The organism is Mesorhizobium sp. KACC 23794 (assembly GCF_052180275.1).
Taxonomy (GTDB): domain Bacteria; phylum Pseudomonadota; class Alphaproteobacteria; order Rhizobiales; family Rhizobiaceae; genus Kumtagia.
Map to the genome: position 1 here is coordinate 1,593,434 of NZ_CP197465.1, position 24,669 is coordinate 1,618,102.

At 64.9% G+C, this 24,669-nt stretch carries 20 protein-coding genes; 16 read left to right on the top strand and 4 right to left on the bottom strand.

Annotated elements, in window-relative coordinates:
• Positions 1-67: 67 nt before the first annotated feature.
• Complete coding sequence (locus tag ACSBOB_RS07945) at positions 68-1,561, bottom strand: alkaline phosphatase (RefSeq protein ID WP_442581899.1); 1,494 nt, start codon at positions 1,559-1,561, stop codon at positions 68-70.
• Between the two features lie 281 nt (positions 1,562-1,842).
• Between ACSBOB_RS07945 and ACSBOB_RS07950 the strand changes: the two genes are divergently transcribed.
• From ACSBOB_RS07950 to ACSBOB_RS07970, 5 genes are all read left to right on the top strand, one after another.
• Positions 1,843-2,301: a (2Fe-2S)-binding protein gene (locus tag ACSBOB_RS07950; RefSeq protein ID WP_442581900.1), complete on the top strand. Its 459-nt coding sequence runs from the start codon at positions 1,843-1,845 to the stop codon at positions 2,299-2,301.
• A gap of 3 nt (positions 2,302-2,304) precedes the next feature.
• On the top strand, positions 2,305-4,467 hold the full coding sequence (locus ACSBOB_RS07955; RefSeq protein WP_442581901.1) for a molybdopterin cofactor-binding domain-containing protein: 2,163 nt from the start codon (positions 2,305-2,307) through the stop codon (positions 4,465-4,467).
• 5 nt (positions 4,468-4,472) lie between these two features.
• Complete coding sequence (locus tag ACSBOB_RS07960) at positions 4,473-5,117, top strand: Isoquinoline 1-oxidoreductase subunit (RefSeq protein WP_442581902.1); 645 nt, start codon at positions 4,473-4,475, stop codon at positions 5,115-5,117.
• 76 nt (positions 5,118-5,193) lie between these two features.
• Positions 5,194-6,294, top strand: a complete 1,101-nt coding sequence (locus tag ACSBOB_RS07965) for a helix-turn-helix transcriptional regulator (RefSeq protein ID WP_442581903.1) — start codon at positions 5,194-5,196, stop codon at positions 6,292-6,294.
• 344 nt (positions 6,295-6,638) lie between these two features.
• Entirely contained in the window at positions 6,639-10,607 is a 3,969-nt protein-coding gene (locus ACSBOB_RS07970) for a M10 family metallopeptidase C-terminal domain-containing protein (RefSeq protein WP_442581904.1), read from the top strand.
• A 112-nt stretch (positions 10,608-10,719) separates the two neighbouring features.
• Here ACSBOB_RS07970 and secA read toward each other — a convergent pair whose 3' ends face one another.
• Positions 10,720-13,461, bottom strand: a complete 2,742-nt coding sequence (gene secA, locus ACSBOB_RS07975; RefSeq protein WP_442581905.1) for a preprotein translocase subunit SecA — start codon at positions 13,459-13,461, stop codon at positions 10,720-10,722.
• A gap of 234 nt (positions 13,462-13,695) precedes the next feature.
• On the opposite strand from secA, the gene ACSBOB_RS07980 reads away from it, so the two are divergent.
• Together ACSBOB_RS07980 and ACSBOB_RS07985 are read left to right on the top strand one after the other, a co-directional pair.
• A complete protein-coding gene (locus tag ACSBOB_RS07980; protein WP_442581906.1) occupies positions 13,696-14,601 on the top strand; it encodes a peptidylprolyl isomerase in 906 nt (301 codons plus the stop codon).
• Between the two features lie 302 nt (positions 14,602-14,903).
• Positions 14,904-15,239: a hypothetical protein gene (locus ACSBOB_RS07985; protein ID WP_442581907.1), complete on the top strand. Its 336-nt coding sequence runs from the start codon at positions 14,904-14,906 to the stop codon at positions 15,237-15,239.
• A gap of 128 nt (positions 15,240-15,367) precedes the next feature.
• Here ACSBOB_RS07985 and ACSBOB_RS07990 read toward each other — a convergent pair whose 3' ends face one another.
• Positions 15,368-17,830 (bottom strand): calcium-binding protein, encoded by a 2,463-nt coding sequence (locus ACSBOB_RS07990; RefSeq protein WP_442581908.1) that lies wholly within the window; start codon positions 17,828-17,830, stop codon positions 15,368-15,370.
• Between the two features lie 275 nt (positions 17,831-18,105).
• On the opposite strand from ACSBOB_RS07990, the gene argJ reads away from it, so the two are divergent.
• The 5 genes from argJ (at position 18,106) to ACSBOB_RS08015 (ending at position 21,311) form a co-directional block, all read left to right on the top strand.
• A complete protein-coding gene (gene argJ / locus ACSBOB_RS07995) occupies positions 18,106-19,347 on the top strand; it encodes a bifunctional glutamate N-acetyltransferase/amino-acid acetyltransferase ArgJ (RefSeq protein WP_442581909.1) in 1,242 nt (413 codons plus the stop codon).
• A gap of 10 nt (positions 19,348-19,357) precedes the next feature.
• Positions 19,358-20,134, top strand: a complete 777-nt coding sequence (locus tag ACSBOB_RS08000) for a GNAT family N-acetyltransferase (RefSeq protein ID WP_442581910.1) — start codon at positions 19,358-19,360, stop codon at positions 20,132-20,134.
• 5 nt (positions 20,135-20,139) lie between these two features.
• Positions 20,140-20,556, top strand: a complete 417-nt coding sequence (locus tag ACSBOB_RS08005) for a (deoxy)nucleoside triphosphate pyrophosphohydrolase (protein ID WP_442583674.1) — start codon at positions 20,140-20,142, stop codon at positions 20,554-20,556.
• A 107-nt stretch (positions 20,557-20,663) separates the two neighbouring features.
• On the top strand, positions 20,664-20,981 hold the full coding sequence (locus ACSBOB_RS08010; RefSeq protein WP_442581911.1) for a hypothetical protein: 318 nt from the start codon (positions 20,664-20,666) through the stop codon (positions 20,979-20,981).
• Positions 20,982-21,128: 147 nt separating this feature from the next.
• Positions 21,129-21,311 (top strand): Flp family type IVb pilin, encoded by a 183-nt coding sequence (locus tag ACSBOB_RS08015; RefSeq protein WP_442581912.1) that lies wholly within the window; start codon positions 21,129-21,131, stop codon positions 21,309-21,311.
• 39 nt (positions 21,312-21,350) lie between these two features.
• Here ACSBOB_RS08015 and ACSBOB_RS08020 read toward each other — a convergent pair whose 3' ends face one another.
• Complete coding sequence (locus ACSBOB_RS08020) at positions 21,351-22,214, bottom strand: methyltransferase domain-containing protein (RefSeq protein WP_442581913.1); 864 nt, start codon at positions 22,212-22,214, stop codon at positions 21,351-21,353.
• 69 nt (positions 22,215-22,283) lie between these two features.
• On the opposite strand from ACSBOB_RS08020, the gene ACSBOB_RS08025 reads away from it, so the two are divergent.
• The 4 genes from ACSBOB_RS08025 to ACSBOB_RS08040 are packed head-to-tail and all read left to right on the top strand — an operon-like array spanning position 22,284 to position 24,663.
• Positions 22,284-23,057 (top strand): ComF family protein, encoded by a 774-nt coding sequence (locus ACSBOB_RS08025; RefSeq protein ID WP_442581914.1) that lies wholly within the window; start codon positions 22,284-22,286, stop codon positions 23,055-23,057.
• A gap of 36 nt (positions 23,058-23,093) precedes the next feature.
• Positions 23,094-23,363 carry a glutaredoxin 3 gene (gene grxC, locus ACSBOB_RS08030; protein WP_442581915.1) on the top strand — a complete coding sequence of 90 codons (270 nt, stop codon included), beginning with the start codon at positions 23,094-23,096 and terminating at the stop codon, positions 23,361-23,363.
• Between the two features lie 11 nt (positions 23,364-23,374).
• A complete protein-coding gene (locus tag ACSBOB_RS08035; protein WP_442581916.1) occupies positions 23,375-24,241 on the top strand; it encodes a carbon-nitrogen hydrolase family protein in 867 nt (288 codons plus the stop codon).
• Positions 24,238-24,663, top strand: coding sequence for a DUF1178 family protein (locus tag ACSBOB_RS08040; RefSeq protein ID WP_442581917.1), 426 nt, complete (start codon positions 24,238-24,240; stop codon positions 24,661-24,663). The genes ACSBOB_RS08035 and ACSBOB_RS08040 overlap by 4 nt, the downstream gene beginning before the upstream one ends.
• The last annotated feature ends 6 nt before the right edge of the window (positions 24,664-24,669 follow it).

Here is a 24,669-nt window from a genome sequence, read left to right on the forward strand (position 1 = left end):
TCGGCGCCGGAAGGATCCGGCGCCGAGTTTAACGTTCGAGAGCGGGCTTCGCCACTCGTTCGAAGGTTTACTTCGCCGGCTTGGCGGCGATGTCGGTCGCCTTCGCGATGACGTGATAGATCAGGTTCTGCTCGACGATGCCCTGGAACAGGTGAGCCCATGGGCCCTGCGCCAGGATGGCCACGTCGTCGCCGGCATGGGTCTCGCTCTCGCCGAGCGGCACCAGCGCCTGCTGCAGGAAGTCGGGGTCCTGGGTATCGACGTTGGTCAGGTCGGCGCGCGGCTCGTCCACCTTGGCGCCGGGGCCATTCATGTAGCCCAGCGTCGTGTAGGGCTTCTTGTCGTCGGCGGTGCCGGCGATGCCGAGGATCGGATTGTTGCGCTTCGGATAGCCGGCGATCGAGAAGACGTGGCTGTGGTCGGCGGTGACGATGATCAGCGTCTCTTCCGGGTTCACCTTGTCGTAGGCGGCCTTCACGGCGTCCGACAGGGCAACGGTGTCCTGAAGGGCGCGATAGGCGTTGCCGGCATGGTGGGCGTGGTCGATGCGGCCGGCCTCGACCATCAGCACGTAGCCTTCGGGGTTGGTCGACAGAACGTCGATCGCCTTCGAGGTCATTTCGGCCAGCGACGGCTCGCCGGCCTTGTCCTTCTCGCGGTCCGTTTCGTACTGCATGTGGCTGCGCTCGAACAGGCCGAAGAGGTGGCCGGTCTTGGCCGGGTCGATGGCGTCGAACTCGGCCTTGTTCCAGACATAGGCGCCGTCATTGTACTTGGCCTGCCATTCCTTGACGAGGTCGCGGCCGTCGGTGCGGGCGCCGGTCTTGTCGGCGGCTTCCGGGTCGGCCTGCTCCTTCAGCATGAAGTTCGAGCGGCCGCCGCCGAGGATGACCTCAAAACCGTTGCCGGCCGGCCAGTCGACGAGCTGCGCGGCGATGTCCTTGCAGCCGCCGGCCTTGTCGGCGTCGGTGAGCTGCGAGTCGTTCTCGATGTCGCGATTGGCGATCTTGGCATAGGTCGCGGCCGGAGTCGCATGGGTGATACGGGCGGTCGAGACGACGCCGGTCGACAGGCCGACGGCCTCGGCCTGCTCGAAGATGGTGGTGGCTTCGGCGCCCTTCACGCTGGCGCAGTCCTTGTACTTGACCGCCTGGGTGACGCCGATCGTGCCGTTGACCGACTTGACGCCGGTGACCATGGCGGTCGCGGTCGGAGCCGAGTCGGCGACCTGCGAGTCATGGGTGTAGGTCTTGGAGAGCGCCACATAGGGCAGCAGCGCTTCGAACGACAGCTTGTTGCTTTCGCCGTCAACGCCCTTCTGCTGGCCCTCGAAGATGCGGGCGGCGGTGATGGTCGGGATCGACATGCCGTCGCCGACGAATAGGATCACGTTCTTGGCCTTGCCGGTGTTCGGCTGCAGTGCGATGATCTTCGCCAGATCGGCCTGGGCGGCGACGAAGTCGCTGTCCTGCACCTGCTTGACAGCCGATTGAGCGAAGGCGGGTGCGGCAATGGCCAGCATCGATACGCCTGCGATGGTTGCTCGGGCGAGCTTTTTCATAAATACGCCTCTCTCCAAAAGTCAGCCGTTCTCTACGGCCGTTCTACAGTCCGCTCCGTCCTTATGAGGTCTGCATAACAGGGATGTGTCACATTCCGGGAATGTGACGGCCGTCCTCAGGACCGGCCGCCGCCCGCCCATTCCGGTGTGGCGGGCGGCGACTGCCGGCACGGCGCTCGTTCAATCGGACAAGAAATTGAGAGGATCGTGCATTGACCCGCGCGGCTGGCGGGACATTTAATGTCGCACCGAGCGGTACGCAGACTACGGAGGCTCAACCGATGATCAATTTCACCCTCAATGGCAGCAAGAAGACTTTCGACGGCGACCCCGACACGCCGCTGCTGTGGGTCATCCGCGACTTCGAGAAACTCACCGGAACCAAATATGGCTGCGGCGTCGCGCAATGCGGCGCGTGTACCGTGCATCTCGACGGCTCGACGCGGCGCTCCTGCATCACGCCGATCTCGACGGTGGACGGCTCCGAGGTGATCACCATCGAGGGCGTCTCCGGCACCGAGGCTGAGGCCGTGCACAAGGCCTGGCTGGCGCTCGACGTGCCGCAATGCGGCTATTGCCAGTCGGGACAGATCATGTCGGCGGTGGCGCTGCTGCAATTGACGCCGAAGCCGACGGACGAGGACATAGACGGGGCGATGGCCGGCAATATCTGCCGCTGCGCCACCTACCAGCGCATCCGGCAGGCGATCAAAGACGCCGCCGACACGATGGAGGGCTGAGCCATGACCTTCCAGGCAATTTCCACCACCCGCCGCGCCTTCCTGCAAGGCGCCGGCCTCGTCATCGGCATCGCTGTCGCGCCGAAGGCCTTCGCGGCGAGCGTCCTGCAAGGCGTGCCCGCCGGCGGCGGCTCCGCGCTGCCGCAGATGAACGCCTTCGTGAAGGTCGGCACCGACGACACGGTGACGATTCTTTCCAAGCACATCGAGTTCGGCCAGGGGCCGTTCACCGGCCTCGCGACGCTGATCGCCGAGGAACTCGACGCCGACTGGAGCCAGATGCGCGCCGTGCATTCTCCCGCCGACGATAAGATTTACGCCAACCTTCTCTTCGGCCTGCAGGGCACCGGCGGCTCCTCGGCCATCGCCAATTCCTACGAACAGTACCGGACCGCCGGCGCCACGGCTCGCGCCATGCTGGTGGCGGCCGCCGCCGAGGAATGGGGCGTGCCCGCCGCCGAGATCACCGTCTCGAAGGGACGCATCAAGCACGCCGCGACGGCCAAGGAGAGTGGTTTTGGCGCGCTGGCCGACAAGGCGGCGCAGCAGACGCCACCCACGGAGCCGAAGCTCAAGGACCCCAAGGATTTTCTGCTGATCGGCCACGATTTGCCGAAGCTCGACACGGTGGAGAAATCGACCGGCAAGGCGATCTACACGCTCGACGTGCTTGCCGACGACATGCTGGTCGCGGTGGTCGCGCATGCCGATCATTTCGGTGCGACGGTAAAATCCTTCGACGATGCCGAGGCGCGAAAGGTGCCCGGCGTGGTTGACGTTAAGCAGGTGTCGCAAGGCGTCGCCGTTTATGCCGACAACACCTTTGCGGCGCTCAAGGGCCGTGCCGCGCTGACTGTCGAATGGGATCTTTCGAAGGCGGAAACCCGCTCCAGCAGCGAACTTGCAGCCGACTTTGCGAAAAAGTTCGATGAAAAGGGGCTGGAGGCGGCCAACAAGGGCGATGTCGGCAAGGCATTCTCCGAGGCGGGCGTGCAGACGCTGGAAGCCGAGATCGTCTTCCCGTTTCTCGCCCATGCGCCGATGGAGCCGCTCGACGCCGCCTTCGTCATGGGCGACGACGGCGTGCTCGAGATCTACAACGGCGCGCAGTTCCCGGCGATGGACCAGTCGACGGTCGCCACGGTGATGGGCCTCGACCCGTCGAAGGTGCGGCTCAACACCCAGCTTGCCGGTGGCAGTTTCGGTCGCCGCGCGCAGTTCGGCTCGCCCTACATGCAGGAGGCGGCCGAGGTTTACAAAGCTAGCGGCGGCACGCGCCCGCTGAAGCACATGTGGACACGCGAAGACGATATTCGCGGCGGCTACTACCGACCCATGTATCTTCACCGCATGAAGGGCGCGGTCGACGCCGAGGGCAAGATCGTCGCCTGGGACCAGACGATCGTCGGCCAGTCGATCATGGGCAAGGCCTCGACCGACATCGACGAGACGTCGGTGGAAGGCGCCTCGACGCTTCCCTATGCCATCGGCAATCTCAGGGTCATCGCGCACAATGTGGCGCTGAACATCCCGCCGCTGTGGTGGCGTTCGGTGGGCCACACCCATACCGGGTTTGCCGTGGAAACCTTCCTTGACGAACTGATGCAGAAGGTCGGCAAGGACCCGGTCGAGGGACGGCTCGCCATGCTGGCGGAACAGCCGCGCCATACCGGCGTGCTGCGAAAAGTCGCCGAGATGGCGGACTGGGGGTCTGCGGTTCCCGAAGGCCGCGAGCGCGGCGTCGCCGTGGTCCAAAGCTTCGGCACCTATGTGGCGCAGATCGTCGAGGTATCGCGCGGCGACGGCGAGTTGCCGCGCGTGCACAAGGTGTGGTGCGCCGTCGATTGCGGCCAGCCGATCAATCCGAACGTCATCAGGGCGCAGATGGAGGGCGGCGTCGGCTACGGTCTCGGCGCGGTACTGTTCGACGAGGTGACGCTGGGCAAGGGCGGCAAGATCATGCAGTCCAACTTCCACGATTACCGCTCGATCCGCATCAACGAGATGCCGCATGTCGAGGTGGAGGTGATAGCGTCCACGGAAAAGCCGACCGGGGTCGGCGAGCCCGGCGTTCCGCCGGTCGGCCCGGCCGTCGCCAACGCCTGGCGGCGCCTGACCGGAGCGCCGGTCCGGCGACTGCCCATCCTCCCAGGCGGAGTGTCGTGATCGCTATGCGTGCATCCAGACTGACAATCATCGCCGGCATCGCCGCGGCCTTCGCCGCGATCGGACTGGCGGCGGATATCTCCATGGCGCAGGACAAGCCGGCGGCCAGGCTCAAACCTGCCAGCGAGTTCGATTCCATCACCGACAAGTCGGCGCGCGCCGTGGCGCTGTTCGAGGAGGCTGGAAAAGTCATCCAGCATCCCCGCTGCGTGAACTGCCACCCGGCCGGCGACCATCCGCTGCAAGGCATGACCATGCATCCGCACCAGCCGCCGGTGTCGCGCGGCGACAGCGACATCGGCATGCCCGGCATGATGTGCGGCACCTGCCACGGGCCGGCGAATGTCGACGTGATCGGCCAGGCCGACACCATCAAAAGCATTCCGGGCAATCCGGCATGGCACGTCGCGCCGATCGAGATGGCCTGGCAAGGCAAGACGCTCGGCCAGATCTGCGAGCAGATCAAGGATCCCGAGCGCAACGGCGGCAAGACGATGGATGAACTCGTCGAGCACATGGCGCATGATGACCTCGTCGGCTGGGGCTGGACTCCCGGCGCCGGACGCGAGCCGGTGCCCGGCACGCAGGAAGTGTTCGGCGAACTGATCCGGCGCTGGGCGGCGGACGGAGCAAGCTGCCCTAAATCGTAGGAAGCGGCGCGGTCATCGCCGCTCTTTGACTTCCGCCGCTTTGTGTTATTCTGGCCCCGAGGGGTCAGGGGGAGACGTGGCGACCGGCGTTTTTGGTGGCGCTTCGCAGGATGGGCTTGCGGATCGCATCTATGAGGCTTCCGTGCTTCCGGAGTTCTGGCCGGGGGTGCTTCGCGATTTCGCGCAGATTGCCGACAGCCTGGAAGCGGTGATGGTCGCGGCCAATGGCGACAGCTTCAAATGGATCGGCTCGTCGGCCTTCGCCGAAAAGCTTGCCGAGGAGCATTACCGCTATGAAGGCGCGCGCAAGCGGTCCGGGAGGCTGCTGGCGGCGCAGCGCGCGGGCTTCATGACCGACCGAGACGTGTTCTCGGAAGCCGAAATCCTGAGCGAGCCGCTGTTTGCCGAATATCTTATCCCGGCCGGCTTCGGCCGGGGCATCGCCACGGCGATCCAGGTGCCGACTGGCGACACGATCATATTCCACGGCGAGGGCGATTTTCGCGACGGGGTCTATGGCGCCGACGTGGTGCAGCGCCTCGACGACCTGCGCCCGCATCTGGCGCGCTCGGCGCTGATCTCGGCGCGGCTTGCGTTCGAACGGGCGCGCACCGCGGTCGAGACGCTGTCCGGCATCGGCCTTGCCGCCTGCGCCATCAGCCAAAGCGGGGTCGTGGTGGTCGCCAACCGCGATTTCGACACCGAATCGGCGTTCTGGACAACGCGCGGCGCCGAGCGGATCGCCCTTTACGACCGGCGCGCCGACCGGCAGCTATACGATGCGCTTGGCGCCATCGCCACCGGCCAGGGAGTGCGCTCGCTGCCGCTGGTGGCGACCTCCGGCGCCGCGCCTGCGGTGCTGCATGTCGTGCCGATCCGGCGCGCCGCGCATGATTTGTTCAGCCGGTCGGCGGCCATCCTGGTGCTGACCAAGGCGTCGTCATCGCCCACACAGGCGACCTCGCTGCTCCAGGTGCTGTTCGACCTGTCGGCCACCGAGGCGGACGTGGCGGCGCGCATCGCGGCAGGGCGGACGGCCGAGCATATCGCCTTGAGCGACGGCAAGAGCGTCGACACCGTGCGCAACCAGATCAAGAGCGTGTTGCGCAAGACCGGCTGCTCCCGCCAGCTCGACCTCGCCAGATTGCTGGCGCAGTTGATTCCAGCAAATGCGTGACAGCACTGCGCCGACGGTCAAAGTCGACGTCCGCTGGTATTGCGAGGCGGCGGGAGCCTTTCCGGTGAAACAAGTCGCGCGATCGGTGTGAGGCAACTGCCGGCAAGGCATTTGCACAGCGGGCGAAACCACCCGGCTTAGCCCATCTGGGTCATGACCGATTCGCCGCGGTTGGTCATTGTGGCGTCTGGGGTGGCCTTTTGGGGGAGGCTCGACCAACCATATCGCGTTGGCCTCCGTCCGTTCGGGCATTCATCCGAGGCACTCGTTTGTCTTGAGAAAGATGCGCGCACACGACGCATCTCAAATTCTCTGGACCGATCGGGGCGGGTGGAACAGAACGCATGCCAACCAAGCATATGGTGCCCTACAGGAACGTGGAGGGTTCGGCGACCTGGGTGCTGACTGACAATCGCTCCGCATTGTGGGCGCCCGGCTCGACGATTACATATACTTTTGACGCCAATCTCGATGCCCAGGAACGGGCGTTCATTCGCGCTGCGATGGACACATGGCAGGAGATTGCAAACATCCAGTTCGTCGAACAGGCCGGCGGTCATGTCAGGATCGCCTTCGATCCGACGATCCCTTTCGATCCGACAGGATTCGTGGCGGGCCGTACGAACGGTCTAGGTCCGGTGGCGACCACTCTCGTCCTGAACCAGCAGGCCTATGACGGCTATCTCAAGCTTGCCGGAGTGGGTCATGTGGGGCGAACCACCAGCGCCTTCGAAACCACAATCCATGAACTGGGTCACATTCTCGGCTTTGGCCACGCCGGGCCGTATAATGGGGCGTCGGCCAGCACCAACGACGCGGTCTATTATGAGGACACGTCGGGCTACACCGTCATGTCCTACTGGGCGCCTGACGGGCCGGCAACCCAGCCCTGGACCGATATCGACTTCGACTTTGGAGCGGATCCCTCCACGCCTCAGGCACTTGACCTGCTCGTCGCCCAGTTCGTGTACGGCGCTAACCTGGCAACGCGCACAGGCGACGATACCTATTTCTACAACAGTACACTCGCGGCCTCGTCACCGTTGTCGTTCGAAACTTACGGCGCCAATTTCGCCGGCGCTCTATGGGATGCGGGTGGCTACGATACGATCGACCTTTCCGACACCTTCAGCGCGCAACGCGTCGACCTGCGCGACCCGAACCCCGGCGCAGGCCCGTTGCACGATCGCCTGCTTGTCGAGGACATCGGGACATTCAACGACATCCTCGGCTTCAAGGGCAATTTGTTCATCCCAGCGACTTTCCAGATCGAACGGGTGATCGGCGGCTACGGCAAGGACACCTTCATCGCGCGTGATGGCGTGAATACCACCCTCGAGGGCGGCGATGGCGCTGATACGCTCACCGGCGGCAGCGGCAACGACAAGCTATTCGCTGGCGCGGATAACTATCAGGACAAGCTATTCGGTGGAGGCGGCAGCGATCAGTACATGATCTTCGGAGGAGACACAGTCGTTGACACCTCCGGCAGTTCGGAAGTCACCATCGGCCAAGGATTGCAAGGTAGCGTGACGAGCCTCGACCTTTGGAACGCGGACGACACCGTGTCTGTGTTCGGCATCGTGAAAGTCGATGCCAATCTTCGCGCAGGGTTCGATACCTACACGGGCGGTGACGGATCCGACGTGGTGCGCCTGGTCGTCGGCGCCACGAAAACCGGAAAAGGCGACATGATCACGCTCGGAGACGGCGTCGACAATGTCACCGCTTCTCTCGACGGCAGCGGCTGGGGCGTCGGACTGGATGTGTTCGACGGTGGCGACGGCGAAGACACCTTCATCGGCAAATTTGTGGTCGATATCTCGGTTACCGACCTTTCCACAGGCACAACTTCCATACCGGGCCTGGAAGACCACTTGTCCATCTCGAATTTCGAACATGTGAGCTTCGCCGGGGCGCGGGCGACCATCGCTTCGTGGGGCGCGCCTGTCCTGACGTCGAACGCGATCGCCACCTCGGCGCTCGGCGACGAGGTGGCGATCAATTTCGACAGCAATTTCACCGTGGTCGATACCGGCGACGGCAACGACATCGTGGACGGCGACATCGCGCGGCTGTCCGACCACGACATGACCTCGACGCTGGACAGGATCGTCACGCTCGGCGGCGGCGACGACCTCTACGTCGCCGGCGCCATGTCGCTGGGCAAGCACGAATACGATGGCGGCATCGGTGCCGATACGCTCGATGTTTCGCGGCTCGACGAGATCGAGTGGCAGCAGGATTTCCTGTACTATCGCTCGGCCGCCGACAAGATCGTCGAGATCGATGCCGTCAAGGGAAGCTTGACCGGTTATTTCCAGACATTCGAAGGCAGCTACGGTTTTGCCGCCGATATCTCGGGTTTCGAGAACTATGTGCTGGAGCTTGGCGGAACGCTGCGCTTCGATGGCGATCCGCTCGCCGCGACCAGGATCACGCTGACCGGCAGCGGCTACGTCGACGCGCAGGTAAACCTGGGCGATGGGGACGACACGGTTGCCTTCCTCGATTTCCGTCCGGACGCCGACCAGCCGATCGTGCTCAAGGCGGGACAAGGCCGCGACGTGCTGGACCTGTCGGGGTTCGTTCCGGTGCCAGCGTCCTTTCCCGCCTTCGCGACGGAGGACGTCACCGTCGACCGGCAATCCGGACTGTTCTCGCGCTACATCGATGCGCTGAACAGCCGTACCGTCACCGTCGCCATCGACGGGTTCGAGGTCTTCTACCTTCCCGATTTTCTCGCCGGCGGTGTCGACGACGGGCGCACGGTGATCAGCCGCTTCATCGGCATAGACGGCGTCGACGAGGTGCATGGGGGCGGGCGCGACGATCTGATCGAGGGATTTGGCGGCGCGGACATATTGTTCGGAGGTGCCGGAGCCGACAGGCTCTATGGCGGCGGCGGCATCGACAAAATGGCGGGAGGCGTCGGCAACGACACCTATGCCGTCGACAATGCCAGCGACATCGTCATCGAGGGCCTGGACGAAGGCACGGCGGACTCCGTGTCGGCGAGCGTAAGCTATGCGCTCGGCGCGGGCGCCCATGTGGAACGGCTGCAGACCACCAAGGCGGCCGGAACAACGGCCATAAACCTGACCGGCAATGCCTTCGCCCAGGCGATCACCGGCAATGCCGGCGCCAACATTCTGAAGGACGGTGGCGGCGCCGGGGATGTGCTGAAGGGCCTCGGCGGCGATGACGTCTATCTGCTCTACAGTTCGGCAACGGCGATCGTCGAAAATGCGGGCCAAGGAACGGCCGACCGGGTGATGGCCGCGGTCGACTATGTGCTGGCGGCGGGCGCCGATATCGAGCTTTTGACCACGACGTCATCGACGGGCACGGCCCCGATCAGCCTCACAGGCAACGCGCTGAGCCAGGAGATCACCGGCAATGCCGGCGCCAATGTCCTGAGGGACGGCGGCGGCGCCGGCGACGTGCTGAAAGGCCTGGGCGGCAACGATATCTATCTGGTCTACAGTTCGGCCACGACCATCGTCGAAGGCTCCAGCGGGGGGACCGCCGACCGCATCGCATCGGCGGTGGATTTCGTGCTCGGCGCCGGTGTGTATGTCGAAATCATGACGACGACGTCTGCGGCCGGCACGTCCGGTGTCGACCTGACCGGCAACGCGCTGAAGCAGCAGATCACCGGCAATGCCGGCAGCAACATCCTGCGCGACGGCGGCGGCGTGGGCGACGTGCTGAGCGGGCTGGGCGGCAACGATGTCTACCAGATATACAGTTCGGCCACGACCATCGCCGAAAGCGCCACCGGCGGCACGGCCGACCGGATCATGGCGGCCGTGGACTACGTGCTTGGCGCCGGCGTTCATGTCGAGACGATGACCACGAACGGCTCGACCGGGACGTCGGGCATCGACCTCACCGGCAACGAGTTCGTCCAGGCGATCACCGGCAACGCCGGTTCCAACATCATCGACGGCAAGGGCGGCAGCGACACGCTGAGCGGCCTCGCCGGCAAGGATTTCTTCGTCTTCTCCTCGGCGCTCGGCGCAGGCAATGTCGACATGATCACCGACTTCAACGTGGCAGACGACACGATCCGGCTGGAGAACGCTATCTTCACGGCGCTGACGGCGACGGGCGCATTGGCGGCGGCCGCGTTCCAGGCCAACACCACCGGGCTTGCCGACGATGCGACCGACCGCATCGTCTACGAGACCGACACCGGCAAGCTTTTCTATGACGCGGATGGCGACAAGGCGGGCAGCGTGGACGGCGTGCATTTCGCGACGCTTGCCGCGGGCATGGCGCTGACGAGCGGGGATTTCGCCGTCATCTGACGGCAGGCATCCGGCGCGCCCGACAGGCGGCCGATGCAGAGTTCGTGGGACGCTGGCCCTTTGTCCCGCTGGCCATCTCTCTTCACCGAGGGAGATGGCCTATTTTATCAGGTCACGCGAACGCGCCGTGGCAGTGCTTGAACTTCTTGCCCGAGCCGCACGGGCAGGCCTCGTTGCGGCCGACCTTGCCCCAGGTCGAGGGTTTTGACGGGTCGCGGTCTTCCGGCGCGACGACGCTCTCGACGGCGATGCGGGTCATCACCTCGGCGTCGCCGAAACCGCCCTCGTTGAAGTCGTCCTCGCCGGTGGTGGCGTCGATGTGCTGGCCGAAAACCTCCGGGGCTTCCGGCGGCGGGGCGTCGGCGGCCTCGCGCACCAGTTCGACGCGCATCAACTGCGCAGTCACCGACTGGCGCAGATTGCCGAGAAGGGCCTGGAACAGCTCGAAACTCTCGGATTTATATTCGTTCAGCGGGTCGCGCTGGGCATAGCCGCGGAAGCCGACGACCGAGCGGAGGTGGTCGAGGTTGACCAGGTGCTCGCGCCACAGATGGTCGAGGGTCTGGAGGAGGAAGGAACGCTCGACATAGGTCATGACCTCGGGGCCGAAGCGCTCGGCGCGCTCGGCGGCGGCATCGTTGGCGATCTTGGTGATCCGCTCGCGGATGACCTCCTCGTCGATGCCTTCTTCCTTCACCCATTCCTCGATGGGCAGGTCGAGATTCACATGCTGCTGCAGGCCCGCCTTGAGGCCGGTGGCGTCCCACTGCTCGGCATAGGCGTTTTCGGGGATGCACTTGGCGACGAGTTCGTCGATCACGTCCTGGCGCATTTCGGCGACGGTCTCGGACAGGTTCTCGCCGTCCATCAGCGCGATGCGCTGCTCGAACACCACCTTGCGCTGGTCGTTCTGCACGTCGTCGTATTTCAGCAGGTTCTTGCGGATGTCGAAGTTGCGGGCCTCGACCTTCTTCTGCGCCTTCTCCAGCGCCTTGTTGATCCACGGATGGATGATCGCCTCGTCCTCCTTGAGGCCGAGCTTCTGCAGCATTCCATCCATGCGGTCGGAGCCGAAGATGCGCATCAAATCGTCCTGGAGCGACAAGTAGAATTTCGAGCGGCCGGGGTCGCCTTGGCGGCCGGAGCGGCCGCGAAGCTGGTTGTCGATGCGGCGCGATTCGTGGCGTTCCGTGGCGAGCACGTAAAGGCCGCCGGCGGCGATGGCCTTTTCCTTCAGCCGCTCGATGTCGGCGCGGATCAGCGCCTCGCGCGCCTCGCGCTCCGGACCCGCCTCCATGCTTCCAAGTTCTTCGGCGATGCGCATCTCGGCATTGCCGCCGAGCTGGATGTCGGTGCCGCGGCCGGCCATGTTGGTGGCGATGGTGATGGCGCCCGGACGGCCGGCCTGGGCGACGATGCCGGCCTCCTGCTCGTGGTAGCGGGCGTTCAGCACCTGGAAATTCTTCATGCCTTCCTTGCGAAGGCGCTCGGCCAAATGCTCGGATTTTTCGATCGAGGTGGTGCCGACCAGGATCGGCTGGCCCTTGTCGGCGGCCTCGCGGATGTCGCGGATGATCGCCTTGTATTTCTCCTCGACGCTGCGGTAGACCTCGTCGTCCTCGTCGATGCGCTGGACCGGCTTGTTGGTCGGCACCTCGGTGACTTCGAGGCCGTAGATGTTGCCGAATTCCTCGGCTTCCGTCGCCGCCGTGCCGGTCATGCCGGCCAGCTTCTTGTACATGCGGAAATAGTTCTGGAAGGTGACGGAGGCCAGCGTCTGGTTCTCCGGCTGGATCTGCACGTGCTCCTTGGCTTCAAGCGCCTGGTGCAGCCCTTCCGAATAGCGGCGGCCGGGCATCATGCGGCCGGTGAACTCGTCGATGATGACGATCTCGCCGTTGCGGACGATGTAGTCCTTGTCCTTGCTGAACAGGCGGTGCGCCTTGAGCGCGTTGTTGACGTGGTGGACGATGGCGACGTTCTCGACGTCGTAGAGCGACTCGCCCTTGAGGTGGCCGGCGGCGCGCAGCATGTTTTCCAGCTTTTCGGTGCCGTCCTCGGTGAAGATCGCGGTGCGCTGCTTCTCGTCGATCTCGTAGTCGGCGGGCAGAAGCTGGAGGATCAGGGCGTCGACGATGTTGTACATCTCCGAGCGGTCCTCGAGCGGGCCGGAGATGATCAGCGGCGTGCGCGCCTCGTCGATCAGGATCGAGTCGACCTCGTCGACGATGGCGTAGTTGTGGCCGCGCTGCACCATCTGGGCGCGCTCGTATTTCATGTTGTCGCGGAGATAGTCGAAGCCGAGCTCGTTGTTGGTGGCGTAGGTGACGTCGCAGGCGTAGGCGGCGCGGCGCTGCTCGTCGGAGAGGCCGTGGACGATGACGCCGGTGGTCAGCCCGAGGAAGCCGTAGACACGGCCCATCCATTCGGAGTCGCGCTTGGCGAGGTAGTCGTTGACGGTGACGACGTGGACGCCCTTGCCGGTAAGCGCGTTCAGGTAGACGGGGAGGGTGGCGACCAGCGTCTTGCCCTCGCCGGTACGCATCTCGGCGATACCGCCATTGTTCAGGACCATGCCGCCGACGAGCTGCACGTCGAACGGACGCATGCCCAGCACGCGGCGCGAAGCCTCGCGCGCGGTGGCGAAGGCGGGGACAAGGATATCGTCGAGAGTGGCGCCGTTGGCGAGATCGGCCTTGAACTGTTCCGTGCGGGCGCGCAGCGCTTCGTCGGAAAGCGCCCGCATCTCGTTTTCGAGTCCGTTTATGGATTCGACCCGCGGCCGCGTCGCCTTGACGCGGCGATCGTTGGAGGAACCGAAGATCTTACGGGCGAGTCCGCCGAGACTGACCATCAATGGCCCTTTCAAAACACGGTATTCCGGCGCCTTCGCCGGCCGACCGCTGTTGGGGCCTGAGCGTATCGCAACGGAAGCAGGCGCCCGGAAATCGTTCTGGACGCCAAGTCGATGGACAGATAAGAGGGGCCACTTTCGATGTCAACGCCGCGGCAATGCTTGAAGTGCCGGCAAATCCGGCCACATTCCTCCTCAACCGCCGCGAAAGCCTTCCCACCCGGAGAGTAAGTCATGATGTTCCGTTCCCGCCGCGCCAAGCTTGCGAGCCTTGGGCTCGCGGCAATCCTGCTCGCCGCAGCGCCTTTCGCGGCGCAGGCACAGGAGACCGCCGCCGATCCCGCCAAGGCGGCCGCCGTCGATCCGAACACGGTGATCGCCACCGTCGATGGCCAGCCGGTCACCGAGGCCGACCTGCAGCAGGCAATCCAGGACCTCGACCAGCAGTTCGCACGGCTTCCCGAGGAACAGAAGCGCGCCGCGGCCCTTTCCGCGGTCATCGAGATCCGGTTGCTGGCGAACGAAGCGGTGGCGAAGGGCTTCGACAAGTCGCCGGAATATCTGCGCCGCATGGCGTTCCTGCAGCAGCGCGCGCTGCACGGCGAAGTGATCGAGAAGGAAGTGGCCGCGACGATCACCGACGAGGACATCCGCAAGCGCTACGACACCGAGATGGCCAACACGCCGCCGGTCAACGAAGTGCATGCCCGTCACATCCTGGTGAAGACCAAGGAAGAGGCGGACGCGATCGTCAAGCAGCTCGACGGCGGCGCCAAATTCGAGGACATCGCCAAGGAGAAGTCCAGCGACCCGGGCTCGGGCGCGCAGGGTGGCGACCTCGGCTGGTTCGGCCCGGGCCAGATGGTGCCGGAATTCGAGACGGCGGCGTTCGCGCTGGAGCCGGGCTCCTACACCAAGGAGCCGGTGCAGTCGCAGTTCGGCTGGCACATCATCAAGGTCGAGGACAAGCGCGCCAAGCAGCCGCCGGCCTTCGATCAGGTGAAGGAGCAGTTCCGCTCGCTGCTGCTGCGCGAGAAATATTTCGCGCTGGTCAAGCAACTGCGCGCCGCCGGCAAGGTCGATGTGACCGATCCGGCGCTGAAGACCGGCGTCGAGGCGATCGAGAAGTCGGAGAAATAGACCCGACGCTGTTACAGAGCGGCGGCGTCCCGGCTGCCGCTCTTGGACTGGACTGCATTTTTTGCGGTTTTTCGTGTGTTTTTGTGTGAAGCAGCCGATTTTCGGCGTTACGTCAGAAACAAAACCACACGACAGAGGCATTTTCCTGAAACATGATGCTTGTAGTTCTCTCGTATCGGCGGGGGAGCGGGGCGACATGAGACGCCACCGGATTTCTCCTGCTCAGCAGAACGCCAGTCGGGATGCCAGCGAGGTTAGGGCCTCGCCGCGGTCCCGTCCGGCCTGAGCCCCTGGAGAGAGCAATGACCAAGCTTATCGCGATTGCGGCTTTGGCCGCCCTTAGTTTCGGCGGCGACGCGGCCGCCGGCGAGTTGAAGCCGATGCATTCCCGCAGCATCGATCTCGGCACGATGGCCGGGAGCGCCTACTACACCGTCGAGTCGGAAGGCTATCACGTTGTCGCCACCTTGATCGGCAACAACGACTCCAGCGCCCCGGTTCGTTTCGAAGCTGTCCTCGTGTCCGGACAGACCGTCAAATTGTCCACACCCCGGGAAGTAGGGATGCCGCCGATCATGGTCGAAATCAGCCGCGTGGCCGACCATGTCGTGATCCAGGAACCGGCCGCGATCAACTGATCCGGCAAGGCGCGGCTGCAAGGCGCCGCGCCCAGATCCATCGTTTCGGCAACCCGCGCCGCGCACCTTTGATGCGCGGCGTTTTCTTTTCGCCGCTCAGGCCGATCGCCAGGCAGCCTTGCCAAAGGTCATTTGCCTTGACCGTCCGGGCCGAAGTCCGCCGCCGTCAGGTCGGCGAGATTGGCGATGCTGGCGAATTTGACGTTGCCGAACACGCTGCCGGAACCATCGGCGTCGTAATAGAGGTTGCCGGTCGCGGAGTTGTAGATGATGCGGTCGCTGGCGTCCTTGGGACCGTCGGCAAGATCCTTGAAGGCTGATGCGGCAAGGGCGCCGGTCGTCGCCAGGGCGGCAAAGATGGCGTTCTCCAGGCGGATCGTGTCGTCCACTGCGTTGATATCGGTAATGGTATCGACGTTTTCAGCGCCGAGCGCGGTGGAGAAAACGAAGAAGTCCTTGCCGCCGAGCCCGGCCAGCGTGTCGCTGCCGCCTTTGCCGTCAAGGATGTTGGCCCCCGCGTTGCCCGCGATCGACTGTGCGATCTCGTTGCCGGTCAGGTCGATGCCGGACGTTCCCGTTGAGCCGTTTGTCGTCATCCGCTCAATGAAGACGCCGGCTCCCAGCGAATAGTCGACGGCGGCCATCACCCGGTCGGCTGCGCCTTGCGAAGCGCCTTCGACGATCACGTCTCCCGCGTTGAAGATGCGATGGGTATCGTTGCCGTTGAGCCCCCGCAGCGTGTCGGCGCCGCCAATCCCGCCATCGTGGAGCACGTTGTCGCCATAGTTGCCGACAATCTCCTGGACGAGCGCATTGCCGGTGAGGTTGATCGCGGCGGTGCCGGTCGAGCCGTTGGTGGTGAGGAGTTCGACTTCGGAACCCGCCGCCAGCGTGTAGCTAACAGCCGCGATCAAGCGGTCGGCGGAGCCTTCGCCGGCCGCTTCGCGAACCTCGGTGGCGGCGGAGAAGACGCGGAACGTATCGTCGCCACCCTTGCCCTCGAACCTAAGCGTTGCGACGTTGCCGATCAACGTGTCGGCCATCTTGCCGCCGACGACCACCTCGATGCTGGAATAGGTGTTCTTGTAGTTGTCGGTGCCGGTCCGCAGGTCGATGGCGAAAGCGAAACCGTCGACCGGCGTCCCGTGGATCAGAACGGTATCGATGCCGTCGCCGCCATTGTTGGCGTCTCCGTTCCCGTCGTCGAAGCCGGCAAGGAGCGTGTCGTCGCCCTTACCACCGTTCAGAGTGTCGTTGTCGTCGCCGCCGTCGAGAACGTCGTCTCCGTCGCCGCCGTTCAGCGTGTCGTTGCCCAGGCCGCCGCTGATGACGTCGTTTCCGAGCAGACCGGACAATGTGTCGTTGCCGTTGTCGCCGTTGATCGTGTCGACCAAATTGCCGCCGGTCCAGACATCGTTGCCGGCGGTGCCGGTGTATATCCGGGGATCGAAATAGTGGGCATAGGCCTGGTCCATCACGTTGTCGAAGACTTGGTAGCTCTGCCAGGAAACCGCGAAGCGGCCGTCGGACAGTGCCGTCACGACCGGGTCGAACTCGTCATCCCCTGTGTTGGGATTGACCAGGAAATCGCTTCCCGCCGGCGTGCCGTCGACATTGAAGAGCCGCACCCGGATCGACGTGCCGCCAAGGCCTGCCACCTCGTCCGAGGCCCAGGCGACGGCGATCCGTCCGTCGGCCAGCGTCGCGATCGAGACATCACCCTGGTTGCCTGTAGCCGTCGTGTTGACGATGAAGTCGTTGCCGACCGGCGTGCCGGTCGTGCCGAAGTAGCGGCCGCGTATGCAACTCCCGGACCCGTCGCCATTGTCGTCGCCGCTCCACACGACGAGGAAACGGCCGTCGGCCAGCGCGGACACGGATGGAGCGGTCCAGCCGGTCAGGGCCGTGGAATTGACGACGAAGTCGTCGCCGACGGAGGTGCCGTCTGTGTTCAATACGCGGGCGCGAATGCAGTTGGCGTTCAGGTCCCCTGGGTCTGTCGAGTGCCAGGTCACCATGAAGCGGCCGAAGGCGGCTTGCGAGGCCGTCCCCGGCATGTCGGCGCCCGATGTGGTGTTTATCTTGAATGAACCGCTGTCCAGATCGCCCCTGGTGCGGCCGTAGAGGCCGCTGCTGTCGAGCCATGTCACGACGGCGCGATCCTGCGTCAGCGTGCTCACGGTTGAAACGGGATGGGCAGGCAACGGTTGAGTGATGAGCGGGGCTGTGCTGCCTTTGGAATGGGCAAGGACCGACGTGAATCCGAATTCGTTTATGTTGGTCCATGTAACGATGTACGATCCGGAAAGCGATGCCACATCCGGCGAGTCATTGTTCGGGAGATACTGGGATGTCTGGGGCGTCAGCAGCAGCGGCGGGTTTGATGCGGCTCCATCGACAAAGGTCTGCACAAAAATGCGTTGGCCGACGTTCTTGCCCTCGTCGGTGTCCCAGGTGACGACCAGGCCACCATTGGTGGTAGCCGCGACATCGAAGCTTCGATTGAACAGATTCGGCAGGCCGGGACTGTCGGGATCGGTCGGCTGCAAGGCAGGCAGGAGGACGAATTCCAGGCCACTGGCAACCGGCATGCGCACGTCCCCCAAAAGATGCGTCGCTTGTCCGGCATCCCCATTTTGCCGGCCGCCCCCGCGTTGCGGCGCACGAAAAAATTGTATCGCCGGGAAGATTGTTCCGCAATGGCGCGCTCGCGCCTGATTTCACCGATGTCCGCGAAGACGGCTCGACGCCGAATGATTTCGTTCGCCGATTCATGATGCCTGTACGGTGGCCAGCGCCCTTGCGCAAAGGCACGGGGTGAGGCAAACGAAGCGCCATCTTTCAAGCGCTCCGCATCGAGGCTTTGATGTCCGCCACCGTTTCCCCGCTCGCCCCGAAAAAATATCCGAAGATGCCAGCGGTGGAGGGCGTGCGCATCGCCACCGCCGAGGCCGGCATCAAATACAAGGGCCGCACCGACCTGCTGGCGATGGTGTTCGACGAGGGGACGACTGCGGCGGGCGTGTTCACGCGCTCGAAATGCCCTTCCGCGCCGGTCGACTTTTGCCGGAAGAACCTTGCCGGCGGCAGGGCGCGGGTGCTGGTGGTCAATTCCGGCAACGCCAACGCCTTCACCGGCAAGAAGGGCCGCGAGACGACCGAGATGACCGGCAAAGCCGCCGCCAAGGCGGTGGATGCCTCGGCCGGCGAGGTGTTCCTCGCCTCGACCGGCGTGATCGGCGAGCCGCTGGATGCCAACCGTTTCTCGCATCTGCTCGCCGGCATGGCGCAGGAAGCCAAGCCCGACCGCTGGACGGAAGCGGCGAAGGCGATCATGACCACCGACACCTATCCGAAGGTCGCCACCGCGACGGTGAAGATCGGCGACGCCGATGTCGTCATCAACGGCATTGCCAAGGGCGCCGGCATGATCGCGCCGGACATGGCGACGATGCTGTCTTTCGTAGCCACCGACGCGGCGATCGATGCGCCCGTGCTGCAGGCGCTGCTGTCCAAGGGCGTCGGCTCGACCTTCAACGCGGTGACCGTCGACAGCGATACTTCGACCAGCGACACGCTGATGCTGTTTGCCACCGGTGCGGCGGCAAAACGCGGCGCGCCGCGTATCACGGACGCAGGCGATGCCCGCCTCGGCCAGTTCAAGCGGGCGTTGAACCGCCTGCTGAAGCAGCTTGCGCTGCAGGTGGTGCGCGACGGAGAGGGCGCGCGCAAGCAGGTGGAAGTGACGGTGATTGGAGCGAAATCCGCCCGCTCGGCCAAACGCATCGCGCTCTCCATCGCCAATTCGCCGCTGGTGAAGACGGCGGTGGCCGGCGAGGACGCCAATTGGGGCCGCGTCGTCATGGCCGTCGGCAAGGCCGGCGAACCGGCCGATCGCGACCGGCTGGCGATCTGGTTCGGCGACAACCGCCTGGCCTTCGAGGGCGAGCGCGACCCGCATTATTCGGAAGCCGCGACCTCCGCCTACATGAAACGCGACGACATCGTGATCCGCGTCGACATCGGGCTCGGGCGCGGCAAGGCGACCGTCTGGACCTGCGACCTCACCAAGGAATATGTCGCGATCAATGGCGACTACAGAAGCTGAGACCGGGGGGATGGGCATTGTCCCCATGCCGGAACTGACGACAGTGCGCCGCTTCGAGGCGGCGGGGTTTCGCGCCTGGCCGGCCGGCTCCGTGCATTATGACGGCGCCTGGGCGATAAGGCTGACCAACGGCCATCCGGCGAAGCGGCTGAACTCGGTCAATCCGCTCGACCCCGGCGACAAGTCGGACATCGAGGCGCGGCTGGAGCGCGCCGCGTGGCGGTTCGGCGCGGTGGGGCGCCCGTTGACGATGCGGCTGTCGCCGCTGGCGGCCAAGACAATCTCCGAGCATCTCGACGGCCTCGGCTGGTCGCGTTTCGACGAATCGATGGTGATGCGGCTGCCGCTGAGCGAGGCTGCGGTGGACGAGGCGATGGACCAGATACCGATGAAGGATGTCGGCCGTTTCGTCGGCGCGGCGATTGCCGTGCGCGGCCAGGACGCTGCGTTGGGGCTGGGGTTGGCTGGTGTCATCGAGGCGGTCGAGCCCGAGGCCGGGCTGTTCGTGCTGGAGCAGGACGGCAAGCCGCTGGCCACTGCGGTCTGCGTTCACGACGGAGACCTCGCCGGGCTGTTCGAGATCGCCACGGCGGCGGCGGAGCGTGGCAAGGGCCATGGAAGACGGATCGTGCTGTCGGCACTGAAATGGGCGCGGCTGCGCGGCGCGCATACGGCCTGGCTGCAGGTGGAAGCCGGCAACGCGCCGGCGCGAAAGCTTTATGACGGCATCGGGTTCAGCGAACTCTACCGCTACCACTACCGGCAGCCGGCGGACATCCAAGCTTGAGCGCCGTGGAAGCGAAACCGGGAAAACCCATCCTGCTGGTGTCGGCCTGCGCGCTGGTCGACGCGGACGGGCGCGTGCTGCTGTCGCAGCGGCCGGAGGGCAAGTCGCTTGCCGGGCTGTGGGAATTCCCGGGCGGCAAGGTGGAGCCCGGCGAGACGCCCGAGGAAACGCTGATCCGCGAATTGCAGGAGGAGATCGGCGTGGCGACGCAGACCGCCTGCCTCGCGCCGCTGACCTTCGCCAGCCACACCTACGAGACCTTCCACCTGCTGATGCCGCTGTTCGTCTGCCGGCGGTTTTCGGGCATCCCGACGCCGCGGGAAGGGCAGGTGCTGAAATGGGTGCGGCCGAAGAACATGCGCGACTACCCAATGCCGCCGGCCGACTACCCGCTGATTCCTTTCCTCATCGACCTGCTTTGAGCCCACGCGCGGCGGCTGCCCATTAAGGAAAAGTTTATTCGAATGTGAGCGAATGAGGCTCGCAATCGGCTTGGGCTGGCCGATTCGACAGGCGGCAAGGGCGAGGCATGGCTTTCGACGATCGGGACTTTGACGAGATCCATCGAACCCGATCGCGGCTGGAGGCGGCCGGCGGCAGCGCGTTGCGGATCGCGCTGCTCTTCGGCTCCGTGGCCGTCGCCATCGCGCTGATCGTCACGCAAATCCTCGACAACCGCTTCGGCGGCCACCTAGCGCTGGACGATGCTCCACTCGGCATCGACTTCACCTCGACCGGGTCGATCGGCTACACCGGCACCTACACGATCCGCAAAAGCGTGCTGCAACCCACGCCGAACTCGGTCTGCATCCTGCGGGACAACGGAAGCCGCAGCGGCGATTGCTGAGAGACCGCCCGGTCATTTCCGGACGGCGTCGACGCACCGGCGGCGATCGGTGCAAATTCGCGTTTGCTTTTCATCGGGCGTTAATGCTGCGGCGTTAACCTTCCTTAATCTCTTGCCTCTAGGGTAAAAGGCAGAGGGGAAGGGCCGATGAACAAGATGATCCGTCGATTTCTGAAGGATGAAAATGGCGCCACCGCCATCGAATACGGCCTGATTATCGCGCTCATCTCCCTTGCCATTGTCGCGGGCGTTGGTGGCCTTGCCGATCAGCTTGAATTCCTCTGGGGTGACAACAACAGTGAGATCAACAAGGGATTGAACTTTCACTGAGTGCCGCCGAATTTCCACGAAGATTTTCGAGACGGGTCGTCAGCCGCCGCGTAGCGCGTCCGCCAACGAAACCTTCGCCGAACCCGGCTTCAACGGCTTCTGCTGCGTCGGCGCGGGCGCCCAGCCTGACATCCAGACGATCGAGAAGGTCGCCCTGATCCTGCTATCCGGATCGGAGAACCGCTCCGCATAGATTTCGGCAGCGCGCAGGAATAACGCGCGCGTCGCCGGACGGCGCGAGCGTGCGGCGAGCGTGTTGGTGGCGCCCATCGCCCGGAGATCGCGCATCAGGGCGAACATGTCGGCATAGCGCACTGTGACGGTCTCGACGTCGGCGACGGGAAGCGCGAAGCCGGCCCGCTGCAGCAGCGCGCCGACATCGCGGACATCGGCGAAGGGGAAGACGCGCGGGCCGGCGCCGCCATAAATCTCGCTCTCGGCGGCAAGAAGGCTTTCACGCAGTTCGGCGAGCGTGCCGCCGCCGGCCATCGCGCCGAGGAACAGGCCGTCGGGCCGCAAAGCGCGGCAAATCTGGATCAGCACGCCGGGTATGTCGTTGGCCTCCTGCAGCGACAGCAGCGAGACGGCGAGGTTGAGGCTTTCGGGCGGAAGCGGGACCGTCTCGGCCGGTGCCAGCCTGCCGTCGCCGCCATCGAGGAAGGCGTTGTCGGCCTCGATCCTGGTTATCGTATCGGCCTTGCCGCTGGCCGTGATGACTTCGCGGGCATCGGGGGTGACGCAGAAAAGCGCGGCGGCATCCGGGAAGCGGCGCTCGACCGTGGCAAGACGGTCGGCAAGGTCTTCGGCAACGCGGCGCATCAAGAAATCCGCGCCGGCGACCGGAGTGGCCAGCGCGCGGCGCTTATGCTGCATCGATAGGTCTGTGTCGAATATCGGCTGCATGGTCTCGTCTGCGCCAGGCGCGACGGCTTGCCGCGCTTCTGCTATTTTCCCGCTTTGGGAGCCACTCACATGGCGGATTGGGGCGCTGATATCAAGGAATTCGCAGCGACGGCGCTGAAGTTGCCGGCGCGTTTGCTGTTTCCGCCGGTCTGTGCCGGCTGCGGGCGGCAGGTCAGCCAGCCGGGTTCCCTGTGCGGCGCCTGCTGGCCGAAGCTGCGCCTGCTCGACCGCCCCTGGTGCCCGGTGATGGGCACGCCGTTCACCCACGACATGGGTGAAAATTTCCTTTCCTCGGAGGCGATCGCCAACCCGCCACCCTTCGCGCGGGCGCGCGCCGCCGTTGCTTACACCGGCGTGGCGCGGCAGATGGTCCAGCGGCTGAAATACAACGACCGCACAGACCTCGCACCGTGGATGGCTGAGTGGATGGTGCGGGCGGGCTTCGAGCTTTTCCCCGATGCCGACCTGATCGTGCCGGTGCCGCTGCACCGCTGGCGGTTCTTTCGGCGGCGGTTCAACCAGTCGGCCGAGTTGGCGCGCACTGTCAGCCGCCTGACCGGCGTGCCGTTCGATCCGCTGGTGGTGCTGCGCGTCAAGGTGACAAAGCAGCAGGTGGGCCTCGGCCACAAGGAGCGCGAGGAGAATGTGCGCGCCGCCTTCGCTGTGCCGGCCGGGGCCAAGGCGCGGCTGCGCGGCAGGCGCGTGCTGCTCGTCGACGACGTCTATACGACCGGGGCCACCGTCGCGGCGGTGACGCGAGCGCTGATCAAGGGCGGCGCCTCGGCGGTCGACGTGCTGACCTTCGCGCGGGTTCTGCCAGGGGACTTCCTGCCGGAAGAGTGAGCGACTATATAAACTTGATCACAGAGGCATGACGGCATGGCCGACGTCACCATCTATACACGCTTGATGTGCGGATATTGCGCCGCGGCGAAGAGCCTGCTCGAGCGCAAGGGCGTCGCCTATACCGAACACGACGCCAGCTTCTCGCCGGAACTGCGTTCCGAGATGATCGCTCGCTCGAAGGGCGGCTCGACCTTTCCGCAGATCTTCGTCGGCGACGTGCATGTCGGCGGCTGCGACGATCTTTATGCGCTGGACGCGCAAGGCCGGCTCGACGGCCTGCTTGCGACCGGCACGTTGAACTGAGGAGATTTTTGATGAGCATCTTCAAGGCCGCCGCGATCCAGATGCGGTCGGGCACCGAGCCCCGCCGCAACGCCGCCGACATGGAAGCGATGGTGCGCGACGCCGCGGCGCAGGGTGCGACCTACGTGCAGACGCCCGAGATGACCGGCGCGCTGGTGCGCGACAAGGATGCGCGGGCAAACGCCTTCACCACCGAGGAGAAGGATGTGGTGGTCGCTACGGCGGCGCGGCTTGCCGGCGAACTCGGCATCCATCTGCATATCGGCTCGACGGCGATCCTGCGCACCGACGGCAAACTCGCCAACCGCGCGCTGCTGTTCGGCCCGGACGGTTCGTTGCTCGCCTCCTACGACAAGATCCACATGTTCGATGTCGACCTCGACAATGGCGAGAGTTGGCGCGAATCCGCCGCCTACGAGGCGGGCGCGGGCGCGACGGTGGCCGATCTCGCCATCGCACGGTTGGGTTTTGCCGTCTGCTACGACCTGCGCTTTCCGCAACTGTTCCGCGCCGAGGCGCTTGCCGGCGCCGATGTGCTGACGGTTCCAGCCGCCTTCACGCGCCAGACCGGCGAGGCGCATTGGCACATCTTGCTGCGCGCCCGCGCCATCGAGAACGGCGCCTTCGTCATCGCCGCCGCGCAAGGCGGCAAGCATGAGGACGGCCGCGAGACTTATGGCCATTCGCTGATCGTTGATCCGTGGGGCAAGGTGATCGCGGAGGCCGCTCATGACGAGCCGGGCATCGTGATTGCCGAGATCGATACCGCACTTTCGGCGCAGGCGCGCAAAAAAATCCCCAATCTGAAGAACGCACGCGAATTCGCCGTCAACCATGTGGCGCGGCCGGAACCCTCGCTGCGGGGAGCCGCATCTTGATCCGTTTTTCCCTGCATTGCGACCACGAGCACGAATTCGAGGCGTGGTTCCGCAACAATGACGATTTCGATACGCAGAAAAAGCGCGGCTTCGTCGAATGCCCATCATGCGGCTCGAAGAAGGTCGAGAAAGCGCTGATGGCGCCGTCGGTCTCCACGGGCCGCAAAAAGGAAAAGATCGCGCTGGCCATGGGCGAGGCCCAGAAGCAGGCAATGGCGCAGTTGAAGGCGCTGTCCGAGAAGATGCGCGAGAGCGCCGACTATGTCGGCGACAAGTTTGCCGACGAAGCGCGAAAAATCCATTTCGGCGAGACCGAGGCGCGCGGCATCTATGGCGAGGCGACGCCGGAGGAGGCCAAGGGCCTCGTCGACGATGGTGTCGAGTTTATGCCGATCCCGGTGTTTCCGGACGACCGGAACTAGACCGGA